At 41.7% G+C, this 25716-nt stretch carries 18 protein-coding genes and 5 tRNA genes; 18 read left to right on the plus strand and 5 right to left on the minus strand.

The features are described from left to right. Positions 1 to 13 precede the first annotated feature (13 nt). A complete protein-coding gene (gene srmB, locus ACFI4Z_RS07070; protein ID WP_099294859.1) occupies positions 14 to 1246 on the minus strand; it encodes an ATP-dependent RNA helicase SrmB in 1233 nt (410 codons plus the stop codon). A gap of 75 nt (positions 1247 to 1321) precedes the next feature. Between srmB and ACFI4Z_RS07075 the strand changes: the two genes are divergently transcribed. Then, on the plus strand, positions 1322 to 2020 hold the full coding sequence (locus ACFI4Z_RS07075) for a tRNA1(Val) (adenine(37)-N6)-methyltransferase (RefSeq protein WP_462669967.1): 699 nt from the start codon (positions 1322 to 1324) through the stop codon (positions 2018 to 2020). Between the two features lie 62 nt (positions 2021 to 2082). Further along, entirely contained in the window at positions 2083 to 3810 is a 1728-nt protein-coding gene (locus ACFI4Z_RS07080; RefSeq protein WP_462669968.1) for a DUF4153 domain-containing protein, read from the plus strand. A gap of 147 nt (positions 3811 to 3957) precedes the next feature. On the opposite strand, the gene fldB is transcribed toward ACFI4Z_RS07080, so the two are convergent. Beyond that, positions 3958 to 4479: a flavodoxin FldB gene (gene fldB / locus ACFI4Z_RS07085; RefSeq protein WP_462669969.1), complete on the minus strand. Its 522-nt coding sequence runs from the start codon at positions 4477 to 4479 to the stop codon at positions 3958 to 3960. Between the two features lie 79 nt (positions 4480 to 4558). Here fldB and xerD point away from each other — a divergent pair, with 79 nt between their 5' ends. The 11 genes from xerD to ACFI4Z_RS07140 all read left to right on the plus strand — a co-directional run bounded on the left by xerD (position 4559) and on the right by ACFI4Z_RS07140 (position 12177). Then, positions 4559 to 5512: a site-specific tyrosine recombinase XerD gene (xerD, locus tag ACFI4Z_RS07090; protein WP_462669970.1), complete on the plus strand. Its 954-nt coding sequence runs from the start codon at positions 4559 to 4561 to the stop codon at positions 5510 to 5512. 62 nt (positions 5513 to 5574) lie between these two features. Continuing rightward, positions 5575 to 6303, plus strand: a complete 729-nt coding sequence (gene dsbC, locus ACFI4Z_RS07095) for a bifunctional protein-disulfide isomerase/oxidoreductase DsbC (RefSeq protein WP_462670016.1) — start codon at positions 5575 to 5577, stop codon at positions 6301 to 6303. A gap of 77 nt (positions 6304 to 6380) precedes the next feature. Further along, on the plus strand, positions 6381 to 8102 hold the full coding sequence (recJ, locus tag ACFI4Z_RS07100) for a single-stranded-DNA-specific exonuclease RecJ (protein ID WP_462669971.1): 1722 nt from the start codon (positions 6381 to 6383) through the stop codon (positions 8100 to 8102). 131 nt (positions 8103 to 8233) lie between these two features. Beyond that, a protein-coding gene (gene prfB / locus ACFI4Z_RS07105; protein WP_462669972.1) for a peptide chain release factor 2 occupies positions 8234 to 9332 on the plus strand; the annotation gives its coding sequence in 2 pieces (ribosomal slippage) (positions 8234 to 8308 and positions 8310 to 9332; 1098 coding nt in all). 26 nt (positions 9333 to 9358) lie between these two features. Further along, entirely contained in the window at positions 9359 to 10894 is a 1536-nt protein-coding gene (gene lysS, locus ACFI4Z_RS07110; protein WP_462669973.1) for a lysine--tRNA ligase, read from the plus strand. Between the two features lie 295 nt (positions 10895 to 11189). After that, positions 11190 to 11378 (plus strand): hypothetical protein, encoded by a 189-nt coding sequence (locus ACFI4Z_RS07115; RefSeq protein ID WP_462669974.1) that lies wholly within the window; start codon positions 11190 to 11192, stop codon positions 11376 to 11378. Between the two features lie 129 nt (positions 11379 to 11507). Further along, positions 11508 to 11600, plus strand: a tRNA-Ser gene (locus ACFI4Z_RS07120). A 37-nt stretch (positions 11601 to 11637) separates the two neighbouring features. Then, a tRNA-Arg gene (locus ACFI4Z_RS07125) sits at positions 11638 to 11714 on the plus strand. Between the two features lie 60 nt (positions 11715 to 11774). Further along, positions 11775 to 11851, plus strand: a tRNA-Arg gene (locus tag ACFI4Z_RS07130). Between the two features lie 62 nt (positions 11852 to 11913). Continuing rightward, a tRNA-Arg gene (locus tag ACFI4Z_RS07135) sits at positions 11914 to 11990 on the plus strand. A gap of 110 nt (positions 11991 to 12100) precedes the next feature. Continuing rightward, a tRNA-Arg gene (locus ACFI4Z_RS07140) sits at positions 12101 to 12177 on the plus strand. 549 nt (positions 12178 to 12726) lie between these two features. On the opposite strand, the gene ACFI4Z_RS07145 is transcribed toward ACFI4Z_RS07140, so the two are convergent. Then, positions 12727 to 14742: a TonB-dependent receptor gene (locus tag ACFI4Z_RS07145; protein ID WP_462669975.1), complete on the minus strand. Its 2016-nt coding sequence runs from the start codon at positions 14740 to 14742 to the stop codon at positions 12727 to 12729. A 185-nt stretch (positions 14743 to 14927) separates the two neighbouring features. On the opposite strand from ACFI4Z_RS07145, the gene ACFI4Z_RS07150 reads away from it, so the two are divergent. Next, positions 14928 to 16103, plus strand: coding sequence for an exo-beta-N-acetylmuramidase NamZ family protein (locus ACFI4Z_RS07150; protein ID WP_462669976.1), 1176 nt, complete (start codon positions 14928 to 14930; stop codon positions 16101 to 16103). A gap of 44 nt (positions 16104 to 16147) precedes the next feature. On the opposite strand, the gene ACFI4Z_RS07155 is transcribed toward ACFI4Z_RS07150, so the two are convergent. After that, a complete protein-coding gene (locus tag ACFI4Z_RS07155; RefSeq protein WP_462669977.1) occupies positions 16148 to 16936 on the minus strand; it encodes a MurR/RpiR family transcriptional regulator in 789 nt (262 codons plus the stop codon). Positions 16937 to 17362: 426 nt separating this feature from the next. Between ACFI4Z_RS07155 and pbp4b the strand changes: the two genes are divergently transcribed. From pbp4b to ACFI4Z_RS07170, 3 genes are all read left to right on the plus strand, one after another. Continuing rightward, positions 17363 to 19807 carry a penicillin binding protein PBP4B gene (gene pbp4b / locus ACFI4Z_RS07160; RefSeq protein WP_462669978.1) on the plus strand — a complete coding sequence of 815 codons (2445 nt, stop codon included), beginning with the start codon at positions 17363 to 17365 and terminating at the stop codon, positions 19805 to 19807. 392 nt (positions 19808 to 20199) lie between these two features. Next, positions 20200 to 21576 carry a Na+/H+ antiporter NhaC family protein gene (locus ACFI4Z_RS07165; RefSeq protein ID WP_462669979.1) on the plus strand — a complete coding sequence of 459 codons (1377 nt, stop codon included), beginning with the start codon at positions 20200 to 20202 and terminating at the stop codon, positions 21574 to 21576. A 218-nt stretch (positions 21577 to 21794) separates the two neighbouring features. Beyond that, the gene (locus ACFI4Z_RS07170; protein ID WP_462669980.1) at positions 21795 to 22613 is read left to right on the plus strand and encodes a class I SAM-dependent methyltransferase; all 819 of its coding nucleotides are present in this window, start codon (positions 21795 to 21797) and stop codon (positions 22611 to 22613) included. Between the two features lie 85 nt (positions 22614 to 22698). Here ACFI4Z_RS07170 and ACFI4Z_RS07175 read toward each other — a convergent pair whose 3' ends face one another. After that, complete coding sequence (locus tag ACFI4Z_RS07175; protein WP_462669981.1) at positions 22699 to 23835, minus strand: PQQ-dependent sugar dehydrogenase; 1137 nt, start codon at positions 23833 to 23835, stop codon at positions 22699 to 22701. A 208-nt stretch (positions 23836 to 24043) separates the two neighbouring features. On the opposite strand from ACFI4Z_RS07175, the gene ACFI4Z_RS07180 reads away from it, so the two are divergent. After that, a complete protein-coding gene (locus tag ACFI4Z_RS07180; protein ID WP_462669982.1) occupies positions 24044 to 25132 on the plus strand; it encodes a hypothetical protein in 1089 nt (362 codons plus the stop codon). The last annotated feature ends 584 nt before the right edge of the window (positions 25133 to 25716 follow it).

Below are 25716 nucleotides of genomic sequence, written 5' to 3' on the forward strand. Positions count from 1 at the left end.
AGACCCTAAATTACTATTTCTTTTTCTTCACTTTTGTTTTTGCTTTTTTGCGTGCTTTAATTTTAGCTGGGTCTTTCACTTTTTTAATCGGCATTTTCGCTTCTTTATGCTGCGGCTCAATCCCTTTGATTACACGGCGTTTTAGCTTTTGCTCAGTGTAACGTTCAACTTTAGATAAAACAGCAATATCATGTGCTTCAACGAGTGAAATCGCGATGCCTTTTTTGCCTGCGCGGCCTGTACGACCAATACGGTGAACATACACGTCGGCAGTACGCGGCATATCAAAGTTTATTACATGGCTAATGTCAGCAACATCAATACCACGGGCAGCAACATCGGTTGCAACTAAAATTTTAGTGCGTCCACTGTGGAAGTTTTCCATCGCTTTCATGCGCTTGTCTTGTGGCATTTCACCGCGCAACCACGCGGCTTTTACACCGTTGTTAGTTAGTTCACCAATTAAGGTTTCAAGACGCTCACGGGTTTTTACAAACACAATAGCTTTGGTGACATCGGGTGCATTTAAGGTATTCACTAATAGCTCTAGCTTGTGGTGATAGTCATCAGCTAAATGCACCCACTGGTGGATTTTGGCTTTTTCTTTACGCGATGATTCTGCCTCAAGCAGTGCTGGGTCATTTAATATTTGTTCTGCAAATCTCTCAACACTGTCGCCTTCAAGTGTTGCTGAGAATAAAAAGCACTGACGGCGGTTTTTAGCTTCTTCACAGATACGCATCATTTCTTTACGAAAGCCCATGTCGAGCATGCGGTCTGCTTCATCTAAAATAAGCATCTCAACATTTTCAGCATGAAAATTTTCGGTTTCTAAATATTCCATCAAACGCCCAGGCGTAGCGATAAGAATATCGTTGTTTTTTTCAAAAATTTCTTTATGTGTGCCGTAATTTATACCGCCTGTAACCACACCTATTTTTAAGTGTGTTTGTTTGGCAAGTAACTCACATTGTTCATGAATTTGATAAGCAAGCTCGCGGGTTGGTGTCATAATTAACACTCGCGCAAAGCCAGGTTCGCGGCGCGGGAAATCCAATAAGTATTGAATTGCTGGAATTAAAAATGCAGCGGTTTTACCTGTACCCGTTGGCGCAGATGCTAAAATATCACGCCCTTGCAGCGCTTCAGGAATAGCTTGTTGCTGAATGCTGGTTGGGGTTTCATAACCCATTTTAGCGACGGCGTTTAGTAACTTGTTATCGATATCAAAATCAGAAAATTGCATAGAGTGTCAAAAATAGAGGACAATGCAGATAATTATACGCGCTATACAGCGGTTGGTGAATGAAAAGGTGAAAAAATGTCAGGGTTTGTGTTTAAACAATTTAAAGTTGAGCATGACCAGTGCGCTATGAAGGTCTCGACCGATGGCATTTTATTGGGGGCCTGGGCGAAATTAACTAACGGCCAACGAGCGCTCGATATAGGTACAGGCACAGGGTTATTGGCTTTGATGTGTAAACAGCGAGCTGTGGACTTAGCCATCACAGCCGTCGAAATTGATGAGGCCGCTTATCATCAAGCTAAGCAAAATATTGCACAAAGCCCGTGGCCCGATATTGCACTGCATCACCAACGTATCCAAGAATTTGAAGCCGATGCGCCATTTGATATGGTAATTAGTAACCCGCCTTATTTTAACAATAGCTTAAAAGGGGATGATGCAGGGCGAAACACAGCACGCCATACAGATGGTTTAAGTTTTACCCAGTTAATTGCTGCATTTAAGCGCCTAGCAAATGCCAGTGCGCTTTTTAATGTGATATTGCCCTGCGAAGAGGCGAAATTGTTTATAGCTGATGCATTATCACAAGGGCTTTATTTGCAGCATCATTGTTTAGTACAAACTAAAAAAACTAAGCCTGCAACGCGTAGCTTAATGTGCTTTGGCTACCAAGAGGTTGATTACAAACCTCAGCACTTAATTATTCATAATAAAGGCGGTCAGTACAGTGATGATTTCGTTAACCTATGTAAAGACTTTTACTTAAAGATGTAAGCTTTATTGAAGAATAGGTACAAATAGCGCGCACTGACAAAAATGACTCTAAGTAGATAGATATGGATAATCAATTACCTAAATCATTCATGATACTGTTAGCAGTGTTGCAAGGGGTTGCTTTAACACTGCTATATCGCAGTCTTGAAGGGGCAACATGGCCCGCCTCAGACCCGATTTGGTTTACCTCTTTGGCTACATTTGTAATCAGTTTTCCTTTACTGACATTACTCGCAGTAGAACAAGGTAATATTAAAAAGTTACTTATTTACTTGCTGCCTTTTTGCTTATTGTTGTCACTGTTAGGTGGATACATTGGGTCTGAACATTACCCGTTAGCGCTGGTCGATAATGATTTGCTAACCGCTACTTTTGTGATTACCTCCTTGGTCGCAAGCTTTAAAGCCTTAATGTATATCCAGCAGTTTATAGATAAAGAGGCGATTCATTATACTCAGTTGTTTAAACTGTCATGGCAAAATTTTCTTTTATTCATCGAATGCTGGTTATTTGTATTAATCTTCTGGGGCATTTTGAATTTAGGCGCTGCCTTATTTGATGCGCTGGACATTGAGTTTTTCACAGCGCTATTAAGAAAAGAATGGTTTTGGATCCCTACAATTACCTTAGCGTTTGCTTTTGCGAGTATTGTATTTAGAAGCTTGTTAAATGTAGAGCAAAACATAGCCACATTACTGCAAGTTCTAATTAAGTTTTTACTGCCTGTTTTAACTATTGTTTCTTTGGGCTTTTTAGCGACTTTACCCTTTGCTGGGCTTGAAAAATTATGGCAAACAGGCAGTGGCACTTCGTTGGTTTTATGGCTGCAATTGCTAACACTCTTTTTTGTAAATACAGTATATCAGCAAGCGTCTTTGCAGCGTCCTTATAGTATTGTTTTGCACAGGTTAATTATTATAGGTGTTGGGTTATTACCTATTTATAGCTTAATTGCGTCTTATGGGCTGTGGCTACGTGTTGACCAATATGGTTTAAGTGTTGCCAGATGCTGGGCCATTTTAATGTGCTTTTTACTGGCGTGTTTTTCGTTTGGCTATTTAGTGGGTATTATTAAAAAACGAGATGCGTGGCTCGAGGTGCAAAACAAGGTCAATATTGTCATGGGCCTCATTGTGCTAGTAAGTATGCTGTTGGTAAATTCCCCCATTTTAAATTTTCAACGTATCGCGAGTGATAGCCAGATTGCGCGCTTAAATGATGGAAAAGTCACACTTAAAGAGTTTGATTATAATTACTTTGCATCAAATCTGGGGCGCCAAGGTTACCTTGCAATGCAAGATCTGAAAGCGAAAATACAAAACTCGCACCCAGAGCAAGTAGCAATCATTGAGCGAATGTACTTAAACCCTGATTTTGAGACTGTCAAAGAGCTTGAAACACTCTCAGAGTTTATTGCGCACAGTGTATTTTGGCCGCAGCAAGAAGCGGTTCCAGATGATTTAATCGAGTCTATCTTCGATACGGTGCATTTTAGCAACTGGGCACCTTTGAACAGCCACTCTTTTTATTTTATTGCAATTGATTTGAATAACGACGAAAAGCTAGAGTATGTATTTATTGATGAAACTAATCACTTTACAGAGGCTAAGCTTTGGTTTGAAAGAGACGGTGAGTGGCAACAAAAATACATGAATACGGATAACCCAGCGCAAATAAAGCTACTAAAAACTTTATTAGACGCAGGCAAAGTCGAAGTAGAAAAACCGAGTTATAATCATTTAAAGGTAGGCGATGTTGTGTTCAAAGTAACCAACGATGTGCCAGATTAGCCTTAAAGGCGATTTATTTATGGCGTTTACAGTAGTAAACGTCACTGTTTAATAAGGATGTTACACATTAGGAAATATCGTAATTAAGGGGGGGCTCCCCCTTTTTTCAGCTCCCAGCACTCTAAGAGTTTGAAATACTTTTGACTGTTACAAAGTCTCGCTGTATTCAGTCATTATTTGCTCAACCCAATTGGCAATTCGCTCATCACTGTGCTCGTATTGACTGTCTTCATCAAGGGCGAGACCAACAAAGTTTTTGCCGTCAGGGGTGAGTGCTTTTGATGCTTCAAATTCATAGTTGGCATCATTTGGCCATAAACCTAGCAAGGTAAATTCTTGACTGCTGATTTCATCATGTAGCATACCAAGGGCATCTTGAAACCATTGGCCGTAACCTTGTTGGTCACCCATGCCAAATAAGGCGATAGTTTTTCCTGTTAGATTAACGTCTTTGATGTCATCCCAGATTGATTCCCAATCTTCTTGTAGCTCACCAAAGTCCCATGTTGAAATACCAAAGATGATAAAGTCGTAATTCTCTGCATTTTTTAGTGGCTCATCTTTGATGTTATGTAAGCTAACAATGTCTTGCCCAATGATATCGCGGATTTTTTCTGCTGCTATTTCCGTATAGCAAGTTGTAGAGCCATAAAATAAACCAATTTGCATCGTATTTATCACTGTGTGTTTGCTTGATATGATAGGCTCAAGTTTACCGTAAGGTATTACTAATTGATACCTTGATTACATGGGAATAACTGTGACATCGTTAAACAAAAACAAGCCATTAGAAACACTTAATGACTCTGATAATGAGGTATTAACTAATATCGATTATTTAGAATCGTTTTTAGACAATCTCTACCTTGAACAGCATGTCAGTGATAATACCTTATCAGCGTATCGCAGTGACTTAGATAAATTTTGTTTATTTCTTGAAGGGCAAGATTTACTCACAGTATCCGCCTTAGACATTGAAAGTTATTTAGCCCATCGAGTTGATTTAGGTTTAAAGCCACGAAGTACAGCGCGAAGCATTAGTGCCTTAAAACGCTTTTATCAGTATTTAGTGCGCGAAAAGTATTTAACCGAATCACCTATGGTAAATATTGCGCAACCCAAAGCGGGGCAATCGCTGCCAAAAACACTTTCAGAAAATGAAGTTGAAGCGTTGCTAGCAGCACCCAATACAGATGAGCCAATGGGGCTGCGCGATAAAGCCATGTTAGAGCTTTTATATGCAACGGGCTTGCGGGTAAGTGAACTGGTAGGTTTGCGTATGGAGCAAATAAACCTTCGCCAGTCTGTTGTGTTTGTAAAAGGTAAAGGCAATAAAGAACGCTTAGTGCCTTTGGGCGAAGAAGCAATGTATTGGCTTGAGCAATTTTTAAAAGTAGGCCGCGGGCAAATGATCAAGCATGCCACCGATTTTGTGTTTCCGTCTAAACGCGGAGTGGGTATGACGCGACAAACTTTTTGGCATCGGATTAAACACTATGCTATTTTGGCATCGGTTGAGTCGCCTTTATCACCCCATACGCTGCGTCATGCTTTTGCAACGCATTTACTTAATCATGGTGCAGACCTGAGAGTTGTACAAATGATGTTAGGGCATAGCGATTTATCGACTACACAAATTTATACCCATGTTGCCAATGAACGGTTAAAATCGGTACATCAGCAGCATCACCCGCGCGCTTAATGAAATTTTTTAGTGCAATAGCGGTCATAGTAAAGACGAATTATCAGGATATAGAGAACATGATGAAAAAGTTAGTATTAGCCGGTGCAATGTTAGGCACCAGTTTAAGTGCGTTTGCAAATGGTGTATTAGCCGTACCTGATGCCAATGACCCGATTGTGACTAAGTTTGCAGAGCTTGGAGTGACTGTAAAGCACATAAATCCAAGCCCTGTGGCTGGTTTAAAAGAATTAATCACTGATAAAGGTGTGCTTTACGCAAGCCCTGATGGTCAATTTTTAATGCAAGGTACATTAATTGATTTAAGTAATCGCAGTAATTTGACCGAGCAAGCATTAAATGGTGTTCGCAAAGAAGGGTTGTCAGATTACGAAGAATCAATGATTGTCTACAAAGCAAAAGATGAAAAACACAGCATTACTGTTTTTACCGATATAAGCTGTGGTTACTGTCGTAAGTTACACCGTGAACTGGACGACTTGCTTGAAGCGGGTATTACGGTTAAGTATTTAGCGTTCCCACGTGGTGGCTTACAAGGTTCTGGTTATGCTGATTTAATGAATGTTTGGTGTGCCAAAGATCAACAATCAGCACTTACTGAGGCAAAAGCCGGTGCTGAAACAATGGCAGTACAAGGCTGTGCTGCACCAATCGCTGAGCACTATCAGTTAGGGCAAAGTTTTGGTATTAGCGGCACACCAGCCATTATCTTAGAAGACGGTACTATGATCCCAGGATATCAACCTGCGGCAGCGCTTAGTGCTGCGCTTGAAGCGAAAAAGTCTTCATAATTAAATAAAACGTTTTAAAAAGGCCGTTTTAGGCCTTTTTTTGTTAGCTCTCCTAGCTTAAAAGTATCGCCTGCTGCATGAAAAAAATAATTCAAGCTCGACAAACTGTTGATGATTCACACCTACCTAGTAATTTACATCCTGTTATTAAACAAATTTACGCCACTCGCCAAGTAAGCCATGCCGATGAATTAAATAATAGCGCAGCCACATTGCATGACTTTAGGTTGTTTAAAGATATCGATAAAGCCACTGAGTTATTAATTTGGGCGTTGCAAACTCAAAGTAAAATTCTTATTGTTGGTGATTTTGATGCTGATGGTGCTACCAGTACTGCAACATTAATGCACGGCCTGACCATGTTTGGTTTTGCGCATTTAGATTACCTTATTCCTGACCGATTTAGCCTCGGGTACGGCTTAAGCCCTGCGCTTGCTGAGCAAATAGTCACCATAGCACCCGACTTAGTAATCACTGTGGACAATGGCATTTCGTGTATCGCAGGTATTGATATTGTTAAAGCCGCTGGCATAAAAGTACTGGTAACTGACCACCACCTTCAAGGCGAACAACTGCCAAATGCTGATGCGATAGTTAACCCAAACCGCCACGACTGTGAATTTCCATCTAAATCAATAGCTGGCGTTGGTGTCGCGTTTTATTTATTAATTGCACTGAGAAGTGCATTGCGGGACTTAGGTCACTTTGCGCAATCATCACCGCCCAATTTAGCCGAGTTACTTGATATTGTTGCGCTTGGTACTGTTGCTGATGTGGTCGCGCTGGATGCGAATAATCGTACTTTAGTGCATCAAGGTTTAGCACGTATCCGCAGTGGTAATACACGCCCAGGGGTCACTGCATTAATTGAAGTTGCAAATCGCAATGCTGCACGCTTAAGTGCCAGTGACTTTGGCTTTTCATTAGCGCCACGCTTGAACGCAGCAGGGCGCTTAGATGATATGAGCTTAGGGATAGCGTGTTTACTTAGTGCTGATATTAATCAAGCAAGGCGCATCGCTGGCGAGCTCGATAGCCTAAATCATGAGCGCCGTGAAATAGAGCAAGGCATGCAAACAGAGGCACAAGCGGTACTCGACCGCCTAGCTTTTAGTAATGATACCGTACCAGATGCCATTTGTTTATATCAGCAAGATTGGCATCAAGGTGTAATTGGTATTTTAGCGGGACGCTTAAAAGAAAAGTATCACAGACCCACCGTTATATTCGCTGGTGGCGATAATGGCGAAATCAAAGGCTCTTGCCGCTCGATTGAGGGGTTGCACATGCGCGACCTGCTAGAGCGTTTAAATACCTTACATCCGCACTTAATTAGTAAATTTGGTGGCCATGCAATGGCTGCGGGGTTAAGCATTAACGAGCAACACTTTAGTGAATTTAAACAAGCTTTTGAGCACGCAGTAACAGCACAACTAAGCGAAGAGCATAAACAATGCATTATTCTGACCGACGGCGAATTACCCAGCGATTGTTTTAATATGGATTTTGCGCAGTTAATTAAACAAGCAGGGCCGTGGGGGCAGCAGTTTCCTGAGCCTGTGTTTGAACACACCTTTGAACTTGTTCAACAGCGGATTGTTGGTGAAAAGCATCTAAAGCTGGTGCTTAAACATCAATCTGGCCGCTTGGTAGATGCGATTGCGTTTGGCGTTGATGTTAAAGCATGGCCTGACACTGAAGTACGTTTTGTTGATGTTGCTTATCAGCTCGATATAAATGAATTTAGGGGTAAATTTAGTTTGCAATTAATTGTCCGTGAGCTGCAAAAGAGCTCTTAAAAAATATCGCTCTTGGGTGTATAAAATACTAATAAAACGCGCGGTTTTTTGTTAAAATCGGGCGTTTTTATTATTTAAAGAAATTTATAGGGCAAATTGCCGTGTAAATCAGCCATTTTGGAGTAACGTAGATGTTTGAAGTGAATCCTGTGATTAATCAAATCAAGGAAATTCGCGAACGTACCGAGCTGCTTCGGGGGTACCTTTGACTACGCTCACAAACAAGAGCGCCTAGAAGAAGTTAACGCCGAACTTGAAGACTCAGCGGTATGGAATGAGCCCGAACGCGCGCAAGCGCTTGGCCGTGAAAAATCAGCACTCGAGGCCGTTGTTGAAACGATTGACAACCTTGTTGCAGGTGCTGACGATGTTGAAGGTTTACTTGAACTGGCAGTAGAAGCTGAAGACGAAGAAACTTTTAACGAGGCGCAAAGCGAGCTGGGTGACTTAAACGAGCAGCTCGAAGGTTTAGAGTTCCGTCGTATGTTCTCAGGCGCTCATGATTCAAACGATGCTTACTTAGATTTACAATCTGGCTCAGGCGGCACCGAAGCACAAGACTGGTGCAACATGTTGCTGCGTATGTATTTACGCTGGGGTGAAGCAAAAGGCTTTAAAGTCGAGTTAGTAGAAGCCACTGACGGTGATGTTGCTGGTATTAAAGGCGCCACTGTACGCTTTGTTGGTGAATACGCTTATGGTTGGTTGCGCACTGAAACAGGTGTTCATCGCTTGGTACGTAAGAGCCCATTTGATTCAAGTGGCCGCCGTCACACATCTTTTGCTTCAGCATTCGTATACCCAGAGATAGACGATAATATCGAAATTGATATTAACCCATCTGATTTACGAATTGACGTATACCGTGCATCAGGCGCGGGTGGTCAGCACGTAAATACCACAGAATCTGCGGTACGTATTACCCACGTGCCAACAAATACGGTTGTGCAGTGTCAAAATGAACGTTCTCAGCATAAAAATAAAGCGCAAGCGATGAAGCAGTTAAAAGCAAAATTATTTGAGCTTGAACTGCAACAACAAAATGCTGAAAAACAAAGCCAAGAAGACGCTAAATCTGATATCGGTTGGGGTAGTCAAATTCGTTCATACGTACTTGATGACGCCCGTATTAAAGATTTACGTACTGGCGTTGAAAACCGCAATACCCAATCGGTACTTGACGGTAACTTAGACAAATTTATTGAAGCCAGCCTAAAATCTGGTTTATAACCACCAAGCTAAAAAAGAGCTAAAAAATGACTGATCAAATCCAAGACGAAAATAAGTTAATCGCTGAGCGTCGTGGCAAGTTAGACGCTATTCGCGAAAATTGCCCAGCCAACGGTCATCCAAACCAATTCCGTCGTGAGCATTACACGGCAGATTTGCAGGCTGAGTTTGGTGATAAATCGAAAGAAGAGCTAATAGAGCTTCAGCATGTAGTATCAATTGCGGGACGTATCCTTGCTAAGCGTGGTCCGTTTATGTCTATTCAAGATATGAAGGGCCGTGTACAAGCGTATGCATCTAAAGATGTACAAAAAGATTTAAAAGCAAAATACGGTCAACTTGATATCGGTGACATCATTGGTGTTAAAGGTGCACTTAATAAATCAGGTAAAGGCGATTTATACGTAGAAATGACAGAGTATGAATTACTTACTAAGTCATTACGTCCACTTCCTGAAAAATTCCATGGTCTATCGGATCAAGAAACTAAGTACCGCCAACGTTATGTTGATTTGATCACCAACGAAGCAACCCGTGAAACGTTCCGTATTCGCTCACAAGTGGTTGAAGGTATTCGTCGTTTCTTAGCTGACCGTGATTTCATGGAAGTAGAAACACCGATGCTACAGGTTATTCCTGGTGGCGCAACGGCGCGTCCATTTGTGACTCACCACAACGCCCTTGATATCGACATGTACTTACGTATTGCCCCAGAACTTTACTTAAAGCGCTTGGTAGTAGGTGGTTTTGACCGCGTATTTGAAATTAACCGTAACTTCCGTAACGAAGGGTTATCAACGCGTCATAACCCAGAATTCACCATGATTGAGTTCTACCAAGCATACGCTGATTACATCGACTTAATGAATATTACCGAAGACATGTTACGTACAGTGGCAACAAACGTACTTGGCAGCCCAATTGTTGTTAATACAACGAAAGATGAAAACGGTGAAGTGATTGACTCAGTAGAGTACGACTTTGGTCAACCGTTTACTCGTTTAAGCATGGCAGATGCTATCTTGAAGTATAACCCTGAGTTTGATGCTGCGGTATTTAACGACCCAGAAAACCACTTTGAAGAATTAAAAGCGTACGCTAAACAAGTACACGTTAAAATCCCTGAAAACTGTGTTTGGGGTCCTGGTAAATTCCTGTGTGAAATATTTGAAGGAACGGCTGAGCACATGCTTATCCAACCGACATTTATTACTGGCTACCCGTGGGAAGTATCGCCACTTGCACGTCGTAACGATGAAAACCCATTTGTTACTGACCGTTTTGAGTTCTTTGTTGGCGGCCGCGAGCTTGCAAATGGCTTCTCTGAGCTTAACGATGCACAAGACCAAGCAGAGCGTTTCACGCGTCAGGTTGAAGAAAAAGACGCTGGTGATGATGAAGCAATGCATTACGATGAAGACTATATTCGCGCACTAGAGTATGGCCTGCCGCCAACTGCAGGTGAGGGCATTGGTATCGACCGTTTAGTTATGTTGTTTACTGACTCATCAACAATCAAAGACGTTATCTTGTTCCCGCACATGCGCCCGCAAGCTGACTAATACTATTTTATTTAATAGTAGATAAACGCCGCTTTAATGCGGCGTTTTTGTGTACGATATATCTGCAAGGCAAGTGCGCTATATCGGGATGTTAAGCTGAGGGGAGTCAAAAATTACCTTTTCAGTACTGTAATTAACTGATTTTTATTAAGTTAGAGAATTAGTTAGATATAATTTAATAAAAAAACGCAAAGTTATAATTTTAGGCTAGACTATTCAGTGTAAATACAGCGTAAAGTATGTATCTTGATTTAAAAGTTAACCCTAAAGTGTTTATAGATAAATGGATTTAGATATGAAAGATAAAAAACAGCCAAAGCCAAGCTCTTTGGATAGCTTCACAGATGAACAACAAAGACAAAACTACTATCGTGCGTGTATCGCTGAGTTTCAACAATTAGGTTATCAAGATCAGTATTTAGAACAACTAGGTGATGATCTCGTTCCTTTAATGGGTGTAGAAACGGCTCTCAAAAAAAACTAAACTGCTTAATCAACAAGCTTAAAACGCTCTTTTTTTACACTAATGTGTATTCTCTAACCGAACAGCCACTTTTAACAAGAAAAGTGTTTGACATATTTTCTGAAATCTTTATTATACGCCCCACAAGACGGAGAGGTGGCCGAGTGGCCGAAGGCGCTCCCCTGCTAAGGGAGTATAGGGTTTGTAGCTCTATCGAGGGTTCGAATCCCTCCTTCTCCGCCATTTATTTTTATAAATGGTATCTTGTAAAGTAAAGAATGGGCGCATAGCTCAGCTGGATAGAGTACCTGGCTACGAACCAGGCGGTCGGAGGTTCGAATCCTCCTGCGCCCACCATCCTTTACCTGCTTTGTTAAAAGCAAGCTCTGCTTAGAGTCTAAATAAGAAATAAAAAGTGGGCGCATAGCTCAGCTGGATAGAGTACCTGGCTACGAACCAGGCGGTCGGAGGTTCGAATCCTCCTGCGCCCACCACTTTTAAACTAGTTATTGCAAGCTAGCAGGTCAGACAAGACTTTAAAATCAAAATAGAATGTGGGCGCATAGCTCAGCTGGATAGAGTACCTGGCTACGAACCAGGCGGTCGGAGGTTCGAATCCTCCTGCGCCCACCACTTTCTATAGACTAACCTTTATAGAAAAAGTAACCGACGAGTGTCGGTTTTTTTATGCTTCAAAGCAGGTGTAAAAGTCAGATAAGACCTTAAAATCAAAAATAGAATGTGGGCGCATAGCTCAGCTGGATAGAGTACCTGGCTACGAACCAGGCGGTCGGAGGTTCGAATCCTCCTGCGCCCACCACTTTCTATACATTTACAGAACGATGTAAGAAAGCTACAACCGACGAAAGTCGGTTTTTTATGTCTGAAATAAAGTGAAATTAAAAGAGTAGTAGGCTGCGAACCAGACTATCAGAGGTTCACTCTTACAAGCTACGTCCTGCGCCCAGCACTTTCTATTACTATTAAAGTTAATAGAAAAGCAACCGACGAAAGTCGGTTTTTTTATGTCTGAAATAAAGTGAAATTAAAAAGAGTAGTAGGCAGCGAACCAGACTATCAGGGGTTCACTCTTACAAGATACGTCCTGCGCCCACCACTTTCTATACATTTACAGAACGATGTAAGAAAGCTACAACCGACGAGAGTCGGTTTTTTTATGTCTAAAATTTGGTATTTCCATAAATATGCCATACTAGCGGACAGGCAGTCGAAGGTTCACTCTTACAAGATACGTCCTGCGCCCACCACTTTTTATATCATTTAGTTGTTATGGCTTATGTTTAGTGAAGTTAAAACAGCTGATAATGCTCTATGGCTCAATAGATTTGAGCCATATTAAGATTATCAATTAAAACAATAAACTCACATTAAGGCGTATGGTACGCGGTTCAATAGGGTGGAAATGGTTATCCTCAACTCCTTCGCTTGGCTCACCTGCTAACCGAGAGGCATAGTAGTAATCAATGTCATGATCGGTGCTGTCAAACATATTTAATAGCTCCAAGCCAACCTTCCAATGAGTTTGTTGATAGCTAACTAAACCGTTTACGACTGTAAGAGGTTCTGAGCGCTTACTGCCATCATCGTTAAGTGTACGTTTACCAATGTGACGAACGCGAATTGAACTCTGCCATTGCTCATCTAAGTGCCAGTTAATACCTGCACTTGCTACCACTGGCACGGCGCCTTCAACACGATCGTTGTCACCACTAATATCTAATCTTGAATGTGTAAATGACGCCTCTGCATCAAGGCTAACAGCTTCGTCTAACCAATAATAAGCACTTACTTCAAGACCATAGCGGTTAGATGCATCACTGGCTTCTGTATTACCCGCATCGCCGACAAATAATAATTCGGAGTCTAATTGCAGCCACCACAGTGCAGCCGAGATATTAAAACGTTTTTCATCAAAATACCGAACACCCAACTCCCCACCTTCGCTCTGTACAAGAAGATCAACTTTATCGGTTGGTGCAAAGCTAACGGGATCTTGTGTAATAGTTGCGCCGCGAGCATCATTAGAGTGAAATGATTGGCCCCAATTTGCATAACCTGCCAAGTTATCAGTAAACACATAGCTAAGGCTTGCTTTAAAGCTAACTAAGTCGTCATTGGCATCACCTGAGTTTAAGCGGTTATCGCCACTTACTTGGGCATCAAGGTAATCGTAACGAGCACCTAGAGTAGCCTCTAAGCGTTCAGTTAAGCTCAATACGCTTTGCCAATAGGCTGAGTAGCTTGTTTCACTTATATCATCTTCTCTCACTGTTGATAGATACTCCCTCGCTTGGGTATTGTATAAACCAACCTTATCAATATTGTCATTGCGAAGGTCTACGCCTACAGTGTGAGCAACAGGTATTTGGCTAATCTGTTGGGCAAATTGATAACTAATTGCAGCGCCTGAAATAGTACGGCTATCACGCTGTCTAAACTGATCGCCGTTGAGTGGATCATTTAAAAAGTAAGAGAAATTTGAATATAAGCTTAGGTCGTAATCAATCACATAAGCGTTAGCTGAGAGGTTTTGTCCTTGCCAGTTTGCCGATAAGCTATAGCGACTAGAGCTGCCGCCGAGAGTTTTATCGAGTGAACCAAGCTGTGAAATAATGCCTCGATCAACAGCACGCTGCGGAATTTGATCTGCTGAGTTCCATTGATTATCGTAAGCCATGGCCGTGATTGATAAGTTGCCATTTGCCAGGCTACCAGCATAACGCAGAAGTGCATTTTTTTTATTCACATCTTCATCTATATCTTGCCAAGGGCCGTCATAGCCTTGCCATTCTACCGCACCTATCAACTTTCCTTGCCCGACATTGGTGTGGCCCAGTGACATGCCTCTGAGGTAATTGTCTTCACCAAGGGTAAAATCAAGTTGCTGGTGTTTAGGGTTATCGACTAAATTAAAATACGCACTACCAGCGGCAGAAAAATCGCCTTGAGATGCATTGTAACTGCCTTTTTTATAGCTTACTGTTGCAATTGTTTCTGGAATAATAAAGTTTAAATCAGTGTAACCTTGACCATGCCCGTGACTGCGCATGTTAATCGGCATGCCATCAATGTTAGTAGCAAAGTCAGTACCGTGATCAAGATTAAAGCCTCGGATAAAATATTGATTCGCCTTACCAGAGCCGCTGTGCTGGGTAACAGCCATGCCGGGAATAAGTTCCAGCATTTCAGTGCTGCGCAGCATTGGGCGGTCTTCAATTTCACCTTGACCAATAATGCCACTTGATGCGCTTATTGACTCACCAATTAAGCCTGTACGATGACCATAAACAGTTATTTTTTCGATATTTGCCAACGCTTGCTCGTGACAAAAAATGCAGCTAGTTAATAAAAGCAGCTTTTTCATTTTATCAGTCCTTATGTAATTATACTCAAGTAACGATTGGCCAAGCCATTTGGATGCAATAAAATTTAATAAACTCAAGTTTGAATAAACTTTTTGTACCTTTGAGCAGAAAAACCAAAACCTTAAGCAGCTCTTTAAACTGGGCTGTGTTAATTTAAACATCTTGTTTAAAAGGAACTTGTTGTATGTTTCAAGTTAAATTTTTTATCGTACTTTTTATTCTAAATGTCTTGATTACCCTTACCGCTCAGGCTAATGATGGCAAAAATGCTATTTCAGTAGGTGCGCAGCAATTTGCTTTGTACTTACCGCAATTAAAAGATAAACGTGTTGGGTTGGTGGTTAATCAAACTTCTGTGGTGGGGCGCACACATTTAGCTGATAGTTTATTAGCTAAAAATGTAAGCATAACTAAAATTTTTGCACCTGAGCATGGCTTTCGCGGTGATTATGACGCCGGAGCGCATGTTAAAAATACCGTTGACAATAAAACAGGTATCCCACTCATTTCTATTTACGGTAAAAACAAAAAGCCAAGCGCAGCCCAATTAAGCGGCCTAGATGTAATTATTTTTGATATTCAAGATGTTGGTGTACGGTTTTATACGTATATTAGCTCCATGCATTACATGATGGAGGCTGCTGCGGAGCATGGCATAGAGTTTATTGTGCTTGATCGCCCTAACCCAAATATTAGCCATATTGATGGGCCAATTTTAAAGCCACAATTTAAATCCTTTGTGGGTATGCACCCAATTCCTGTTTTACATGGTATGACGGTCGGTGAGCTTGCTAAAATGATAAAGGGCGAGAAGTGGATTAGTAATGCTGCTGATCTAAAATTAAGTATCGTTCCCGTCGCTAATTATACGCGCACCAGCCGGTATAGTTTACCAATTAACCCGAGTCCTAATTTACCAAACGATCAAGCTATTAGGCTGTATCCTTCGTTGTGTTTTTTTGAAGCTACCCCCATTTCAATTGGCCGCGGTACCGATTTCCCGTTTCAAGTACTTGGCTTTTCGCCACTACCACTAGGTGAATTTAATTTTACTCCTCGTTCAATCAAGGGAGCAGCAATGAATCCTAAGTTTAAAGGCATTGAGGTATCTGGATTAGATTTACGCCAAAGTGATATTAAGGGGCTAGAGTTAGGGCTTTTTATCTCGGCTTATAAACAATTAAAAGCTAAAAATATAACTTTTTTTGAACGAGAAAGTTTTATGGATAAGCTTGCAGGCACAGATAAATTACGTTTGGCGATTGCTGCTGGGCACTCAGAGGAGCGAATTAAGCAAAGTTGGCAGCCAGAGCTTAGCCGTTTTAAGTTACAGCGAGCACCTTATTTATTATATCGGTAGGCTAGTTAATCGGCCTCAATAAAAGTACTGAGGCTGCAGAATGCTTAACGAATTGACTGGGTGAGTGATATAAATAACATATCAATCACAAAATCTTGTGCTGTACGCGTCAATATAGACTGAAGCCGAGCCGACTTCTCATCTGCAATAGTATACAGTTGCACATGAGCTGCATTTGCAACGGGGTTACTGCCATACTTAGTTAAAGATATTACATTGCAGTTGTTTTGTTTTGCATGTTTGATGACATTCACAATGTTTGGTGTGCAGCCAGATTCAGTAATCGCAATAACTAAATCTTTGTTATCAAATGTTTTTACAAAAGGAAGTTGCACTGCATGGTCTAATTCTGCGATCGCAGGCATGCCAAGTTGTTGCAGTTTATATGAAAAACCTTTTGCAATGAGTGCTGAATCATCTTCACCGCAAATTAAAATACGTTTAGACCCTTTAATTAACGCAACCGCGTGTTCAAATGCCGCTATTTCATTAAGGTTTTTAGTTTCGCTGAGTACAGCATGTTGGTTGCTAATTAGTTTTTCACTTAATTGTTCAATGGTATCACTACGCGAGATTTTGCCCTGAGGTTTAGGCTCAGACGATTCACCATTTAACGCATCAATAACAGCTAACTTAAACGCTGGGAAGCCTTTGTAACCAAGCTTTTGAGAAAACTTTACAACGCTTGATTGGCTAACACCTACCGCTTTAGCTAGCTCTATTGAGGAAAGGTTCCTAATGGTATTCGCTGAAGTTAATGTGAAGTCTGCTAGTTTTGCTTCACTGCTCGAAAGAGACTGACGTAACGCTTTGATTTTAACAAAAGTGGACATACTACTCACTTATTAAGGTATTTGTCGTATTTATAGCATTAAACAGAATGATTTTGTACTTGTTTTGGGTTCAAATGTTGCCACCTGTAAATTGAAAACACAACCCGATATATAGATTATTCCAGTTTTATCTTAGTAATATGCAGCATTTGTTCTCAGTTATTAGCATTTTACCTGATAAATGTTATTTGAATTAATAATTCTCAATTGTTTATTGAATAAAGTATTTTTTTTACTCATGTTTAATCAGCAGTACTTATGATTTGCTCCTTTTATAGCGTTCTTGATTATTGTGTTTAACGCTGAATTAACTCTCAGTTATAAAAATAGAAAAGCACCTAAATTGGCGTTATGCTTATCGGGCTGTATATATAAAGTCACCACATAAATTAGGTGGTAATTCGTTGTTTTTATAATGAGAAAGCTATGACGTTTGTCTCTTGGTTTAAGAAAATCAGTTTATTTATCATCGTACTTTTTTTGATGAGCTGCGCTTCTTCACTCTATGAGTATTCACAATCTGAAAATTACAGCCATCGCGTTAAGTTTTTGGTAATGCATTACACAGGAACAGATTTCAACTCATCATTGACTCGGTTAACGCAAAAGGGCGAGGAAAGTGCACATTACTTATTACCCGCTCTTAATGATCCAAGTTACCCCAACGACAAACTTAAAATAATTCAGTTAGTTGATGAGCAACATAGAGCCTTGCATGCTGGCCCGAGTTTTTGGCAAGGGCGAAATGAACTCAACGATCATGCCATTGGTATTGAAATTGTGAACACGCCAACATGTCATGCCCCAGAGTTAAATACAGCCCTTCAGCAGCATAACAGTGCATCCAAGCTATGTATTTATCCTGATTATGATGCAGAACAAATTGCCTTATTAATTGAACTTAGTAAGGCAATTTTAGTACGCAACCCTGATATAGGGCCTACACAGGTTGTTGGCCATGCTGATATTGCGCCGAGCAGAGAAAATGACCCAGGCCCTCGCTTTCCATGGTATCAACTATACCAAGCAGGTATTGGTGCTTGGTATGACAACGAGACTGTTGAAAAATATTGGCAGCACTTTAGCGTTGTTAAGCCTTCAATTGTGTTAATGCAAAAAGCGTTACGAGATTATGGCTATAATGTGCAGCCAAGTAACCAATTAACCCCTCAAACGCTCGATACCTTAAACGCGTTTCAAATGCATTTTTTACCTTGGCATGTCAGTGGCGATGCAGATGCGCGCACTGCATCAGTGTTATTTGCTTTGCTTGAGAAGTACTTTCCTGAAAAAGTAGCGCTATTAATGCAGCAATATCACCAAGCGCAAAAGCACAGGACTAAGCCAATAAAGCCTCTAGCGAATGCGCAAGTTATTGCCAGAGTTCCCGCTGTAAACCCAAGCAGTCGAGCATTAGTGAATGACCGAGGGACATTTAAAGCGTATCGCGGGCATGGTGAATTAATCATTGAAAATGATGATGCAATCAGCGCTGATATTTATATCAACGGTGAAAAAATCAATATTGCCAACCCGCTTACTCATCAGCAGCTTTACCGATACAGTTTAGCTAAACGCACGCGCAATGGAGTGAATACCTTTAAAGTTGAAAACGTAATGCCAGAGGGCGCGGGTTTAACGTTGCGTTTCCCTTACCCAACTTTGAGTAATAGGCAAAGCACACACATTAACTTTGATGCTGTTGATGAACTAATAAATGACGAGATAAACAATGGCTTTCCAGGTGCTGTATTAGCAGTGGTAAAACATGGTCAAATAATCAAGTTGAGCGAGTATGGTGATGCTAAAAAGTACCACAGTGATGGCACTTTATTAGCTAGGCCACAAAAAATGCAAGCCGATACGCTATTTGATATTGCCTCTAACTCAAAAATGTTTGCCACTAATTTTGCACTCATGAGGCTAGCAAGTGAAGGCAAGTTAGATGTTGGAAAACCGCTTATTAATTACTTACCAGAGTTTAGAGGAAATGGGCGAGAGCAGCGGACCGTTAAAGATTTGTTGACTCATCGAGCAGGCTACCCTGCTGTGGTTGATTTTCATCGTAAAGATAATAAGTTAGGTGGGCAATTTTTTTCACAAAATAGCACGCGTACTAAAAACTTATTGTTAACGGGTGTGCCGTTTATAGCTGGGCGCAACGTGGCTCATATATACTCAGATATTGATTATATGCTGTTGGGTATACTGGTTGAGCGTTTATCGGGGCAATCATTAGATAGCTACGTTGAAAGTCATATTTATCAACCTTTGGGGTTAATGAATACCGTTTTTAACCCATTGCAAAAAGGGTTTGTTAAACAGCAAATTGCTGCCACTGAACTACAAGGCAATACCCGTGGTGGCCGTATTGAGTTTGATAATATACGCAAAGATGTTCTTCAAGGCCAAGTGCATGATGAAAAAGCCTACTACTCCTTTGATGGCGTAGCAGGGCACGCAGGTTTGTTTAGCACAGCGAATGATTTGAGCGTGCTTGCACAGGTGTTACTAAATGGTGGCGGTTACGCTAATAAGCAACTATTTACCGCCAAAGTGCTTGAGCAGTTTATTGCGCCGCAACCGACCAACCAAACCTATGGTCTTGGTTGGCGCCGGGCAGGCCATCAAGCGCGTAAATGGCACTTTGGCCCTTATGCAAGCCCGCAAGCTTATGGGCACACAGGGTGGACGGGTACGGTTACTGTGATAGACCCGACTTATGATTTAGCCATAATTTTACTCACCAATGTTCGGCATACGCCTGTTGAAGGCGGTGATATCCATTATGAATTTGCCGGGAAAAAGTTTGAAACCGGTAAATATGGCTCCGTGATCTCACTTATCTATGAAGCGATATTAAATCATTAGTCGAATTAAGTTGAGTTTATTACACAACCGATTAAGCTACTGGGTCTGTTGGTCTTTCAAGATTGAAATTTGTTCAATTTGGAGATGCTAAAGCGCGGCGCTAGGTTTTTAAGCTACTGGACTAGGTAAAAATTGGGCCACTAAGAGCTAATCGCCCTTAGGCCTAATAATCCTTCGAGCAACGTAAGTTTGGCGTTAATGCTGCGTTATTGTCTATTTATGCGGTACACCACACTGCATACACTCTGTCTTGTCTAATAACTAAACATGCGGCTGCAAATTTAATCTCAAAGATAAACAGGCCCTAGGTTTGTTCTACCCTTCATCATATAATTGAAGGCACATAACTATAAGAGTGGGCACGACTCACTAATTATTAAGGTTAACGTTTTATGCATTGGTATTCTATTTTACCGCCGCTGATCGCGATTGCTATCGTGTTTTGGCGAAAAGAAGTGATTATGGCATTGCTTGTTGCGGTGGCATCTTCAGAGTTCTTACTCGCTTTGCAAGGCGATGGGAATAGCGTATTTACGACATTTTTAAATACCATTGAGCGTATTATTTCGGTGGCAAGCTCGCCGGGTAACACCCGTATACTCATATTCAGTATTTTAATCGGGGCGTTACTTGCCTATATTCGCGAATCAGGTGGTGTTGCCGCCACAGTAAACATGTTGATGAATAAAGGCATCGCTAAAAACAAACGCCAAGTGGGCTTTTTAACCATGTTTACCGGTGTGGCGGTGTTTATTGAATCAAACTTAAGCGTACTTACCTCGGGTATTGTGTCACGGGGGTTATTTGATAAATTTAAAATGAGCCGCGCGCGTTTGGCTTACATCATTGATAGTACCAGTGCACCTGTCTGTATTTTGATATTGCTTAATGGTTGGGGCGCATTTGTGCTTGGCTTATTAGGCAACTACGAACTGGGTGAGTCAGCCGTTTCTGTGCTGTGGGGCAGTGTTGGGTTTAACTTTTATGCCATCATAACCTTGGTTATCGTATTTTACACGATTGCGTTTGACAAAGTTCACGGCCCAATGAAAGAGGCTGAGCAAAAACTAGAATTACAAAAAAATGAGCTAAAAGAAGAAGTTAAAGGCTCTAAAGCGCGCTTTATGCTAGTGCCTTTGTTAACGTTGATTGTTAGCATGGTTGGCTTTATGCTGTACACGGGTAATGGGGTACTGGCAGAGGGCAGCGGCTCTAAATCGGTATTGTATGCCACGGTACTAGCGATTGTTGTCGCTTATTGCTTAATGATTAGCTCACGCCAATTTACCCACCATCAATTAGTTGATACCGGCTTTAAAGGCATGGGTGAACTGCTGCCATTGGTGAGTATTGTTTTGCTGTCGTTAACACTAGGTGCAAGCCTAAAAGAGCTAGGTACAGGTGTGTTTGTGGCATCACTGGTTGGTGATTACTTGCCTATCTACTTAATTGTGCCGGTGCTGTTTTTAACGGGGGCTGTGATGTCGTTTACCACAGGCACATCATGGGGCACGTTTGCGATATTGATTCCTATCGGCGTACCGCTTATTCAAGCGCTTGGTTTACCGCCATCGCTGGTGGTAGGGGCTATTTTAGGTGGCGGTATTTTTGGTGATCACTGCTCGCCAATATCAGACACCAGTGCAGTATCTGCGCTGGCGTCAGGGTGTGATTTACTGACGCACGTTAAAACACAAATGCCGTATGCACTATTCGCTGGTGGCTTAACGTTTGTGGCTTACCTCATTACCAGTATTATTGTGTTGTAGGTTGGGTAGAGCGTAGCGAAACCCAACACGGTAACAGATAAAAGCCTGCAGTGATGCAGGCTTTTTTGTAGTTTGCGGCCAGCTAAGTGGTTAAATAGCAGTTTATTGATGGCTTGCTCCTTGCTGATAAATCAAAAAATTTTTATCGCAAACAGTGAGCCTTAATCGGATTGTGAGTGTATAACCGTATTAAATCTAACTAGCTCAAGGAAATAAGAATGAAAAAAACAAACCTCATGTTGCCTCTGGCTTTACTTGTAAGCGCAGCGATGCCATTAAGTGCACTGGCTGATGGTCATGGTAAACACCATGTAGATCATAAACACCGCAGTGACGCAAATCAGCAGCGTGATGAATTTCGCAAACCATATCAAACACTCGCATTTTTTGGTGTTAAACCATCAGACAAAGTCATCGAAATCATGCCAGGTGGTGGGTGGTACACGGAAGTTTTAGCGCCAATGCTAAAAGAAAAAGGTGAGTTAGTCGCTGCGCATTACCCGATGAGTACACCTTCAGAATACCGCAAGCGTTCACGCGTGAAGTTTGAAGAAAAGCTCGCTGATAATAAAGGCGTGTATGGCAACGTGACGATGGCAGATTTTGACCCTAAAGCAGCAGTTGATGCCAAAGCGATGAATGCAGACGTCGTGTTAACGTTTAGAGGGCTGCACGGCCTGCAAAATGGTAATGATTTAGCGGCTTCATTTAGCCAGTTCAATCAAATGCTTAAAAAAGGCGGTACCTTGGGTGTGGTGCAACATCAGGCGCCAGAAGGGGTTGACGCTGTTGCAACGGCTAAAAAAGGGTATTTACCTAAATCACACGTGGTTGCTGTTGCAAAAGCGGCTGGTTTTGATTTAGACGCCGAAGCGTATTTTCACAATAATAGCTTAGACCGCATTATTGTAGATGGCGTTGAGCGTGGCGTATGGGCACTACCACCTTCATTAAATGTTGAATCAGACACAGATAAAGAAAAGTTTAAAAAAGTGGGTGAATCAAACCGCATGACGTTGTTATTTAAAAAGCGTTAATACATAAAGTAATTAAAAAAGCCGGGACTTAAAACTAAGTCCCGGCTTTTTTGTTTATATCAGCAAAGTGATGCTGTTGGTTAAATTAGCTTTTTGGCACAATTTTGAAGATACCCATGCCATCAATGCCTAAGTATAAATCACCATTCGGGTGGGTTGAAATACTTCTTACTCGGCCAGCCCCTTCAAATAACTTGCTGTGGCCCGTTATTTTACTGCCATCGAGTTCAAGTAACACTAAGTGAGCAAACTTCATCGAGCCAATCACGATGCTGCCTTGCCATTGTGGGTATTTATCACTGCTAACAAATTCCATACCCGATGGCGCAATAGACGGCACCCAAATCCAATCAGGCTGTTGCATGCCTTCGCGTGATGTTTCATCGGTAATGGTGCTGCCGTTGTAATTAATGCCGTAGGTTATTTCAGGCCAGCCATAGTTTGCACTCGGTTTAATTATATTCACTTCATCGCCCCCACGCGGGCCATGCTCATGAGTCCATATAGCACCTGTTTCTGGGTGCATCGCCATGCCTTGTGGGTTACGGTGGCCGTATGAATAAATACTTTGGCGTGCATCTTTTTTATTATAAAACGGGTTTGATGTTGGAATAGAACCATCTGCATTGATACGGTGAATTTTACCCGCGTCATGGGCTAGATTTTGCGGGTGTACATCGCGGTTACCGCGATCGCCGATTGAAAAATAAAGATACCCGTCTTTATCAAACTCGATACGCGAACCATAATGATAGGTTGTTTTGGTGTTTGGGCCGCCATCGAACAATAATTGCTGATCTATGAGTGCCATGCCTTTTAATCGCGCACGCATAATTGAGGTGTTATAGCCTTCCTCATCGCCTTCATAGCCTGAGTAAGATAAGTAAATCCAGCCATTGTCTTTAAAATTTGGGTCAAGCTCTATATCCAGTAAACCACCTTGTCGCTCAGCATGTACTTTTGGCACACCACTAATAGGCTGTTCTACCAGTTTACCATTGCGGATCAATCTAAGCTCACCGGCACGATCTGTCACTAACAGGTCTTGTTCGTTAAGCCACACCATACCCCATGGAATTTGAACTCCCTTGGCAACTAATTCAAGTTCATACTTATCTGCGCTTTTAGCAACAGGAATCGGTTGCTCAGGCTGCGCGCTGACAAACATAGAACCCAGCCCCAGCAGGCTCAAAACCACACTAGTGCACAAAGACTTTTTCATATTAACTCCATCAATTAAATCGGCTGAAACTACAATAGCGTGATACGCATCAAATTGTCACTAGGATTCAACAAAGTGCGATTAGCTGTATAAAAAATGAGATAGGTGGAGGTCTTGGTTACTCCTTATGCTTTGTCTTGTACTAGGGGTGTAATGACGTTAGAAATAGAATATATTAACTGTTTTTACAAGCGTATAAGGACTTACCGTGTCAGCTCAGGGCAACGTTCAAAATAATGTACTAGAAAAAATAACAAAACAAAATGCATTGGCAGCCGCACTCGGCGCTGTCTTTTGGTGTATACCAATTTTAGTGTTATGGATGTTTGTTTATGAGTTAAAGCCAGCAGCAGCGACTGTTATGCTATGGCTAAGCGGCGCGTTAATAGGTTTGGCTGTTCGGTTTCATGGCCGTGGCTATGAACGATTATTTGCTGTAATCGGTTTTGTGTCTCACGCGTGTATTGTTTTAATTGCCTGGGATGTGCAAATAGTGATTGGTGGCAATGTGCTGTCAGTTATTTTGATTGGCGTTTATGTACTCGGCGCTTGGAGCGCGGCCTACCTTTCACGTATCAACATTTCAATGCATGATTACAAAGCATTTGATGCGTTTTTTGCGTGCCCCGATTACCTACAACAAAAAAAGTTTAAAAACAGGTGGTTTGTTGTTCTACCTTTGGTGCTGGTACTGACTTTTGTTGTTGGCTACCTTGTTGCCATTGCAATGCTCATTTTTCAAGAAGTTCAGTACATAGAACATGAAAATAATCAGCAAGCAAAGCATGCAGCCGAATTTCGTGATAAACACATTGATACCAGTGATGAAGCGCTTGCTGCAATAAATGAGCATAAAGCACTCACTTATGCTTTTGCTTACTATTCAGGTAGGCAGTTTGATGTTCACGGGCGCTACTTAGGTAAATACCCGCAAGATAGTTACCAAGCACAATTAATTCTGCGTTATTTAGCAGAGCAAAAAAGTAACCCGCGCGCTCAATTTATACTAGGCAAAATACTCGATAGTAAAAAAGGCGCCGCACTCATCAAGCAAGCAGAAGAGGGCGGCGATAGCTTTGCAAGACTTTACAGCATTTACGAATTTGGCTGCTATTTCGATGCTAAAAAAGGCAGACAGTTACTCAGCAGCTTTGCCAAAAATATTGAAGAACAATCAGTAAAAATTGATATCCATGGCATGCTCAGTGATGACTTTAACGAGCACTGCCAAGTGTTAGACGACACTGAATTTGATTATCGTTATATAAAAGATTACCAGCTTAAAAAGTCTTTGTAGGTTGGGTAGAGTGCAACGAAACCCAACGGGGTTTAAATTGTAGGTCGTCCTTTAGGGCGAGAAAAGTGAATGTCACCACAGAGGGCAAAGAGGCGTCTCGCTGCACAGAGGTTAAATAGTGTTTGCAGGGCAAGACTTTAACATCAATGTTAAGTGAGCCAACGTAGGCGCTAAGCTTGCTGGCGCGAAAGGTTTATCGATATGGCTAACTGTTTTACTCGTTAACTCCGTACTTATTTTATCGGGATAAATCCTCGACCTAAATTAGAAACCTTATTCAAGGTTTTTTGCCAGATTGCTGGCGGCAACCAAGGGGCGGCTGCCGCCGGTCGCCCCTTGGAACCCCACGGCGCCCCGAGCATCACGCTTAATCCTTCAATGCGTAATTGGTGTGAACGTAAACGGCGTAGATAGGCCATCCATGGCCTAGTTTCGCCTTACCGCGCATCCATGCGCGATATTACTCATCAATTACTTATTTTCAGGGCGTGATGACGGGGGAAGGGGGTTAAACTTGAGATCGCTTTTCGTTCTTGGCAAAATACTAGGTTTGGCCCTGCATAATTCTTTTATGAAGTAAGTTA

It is taken from the genome of Pseudoalteromonas sp. RWi3, assembly GCF_054960735.1.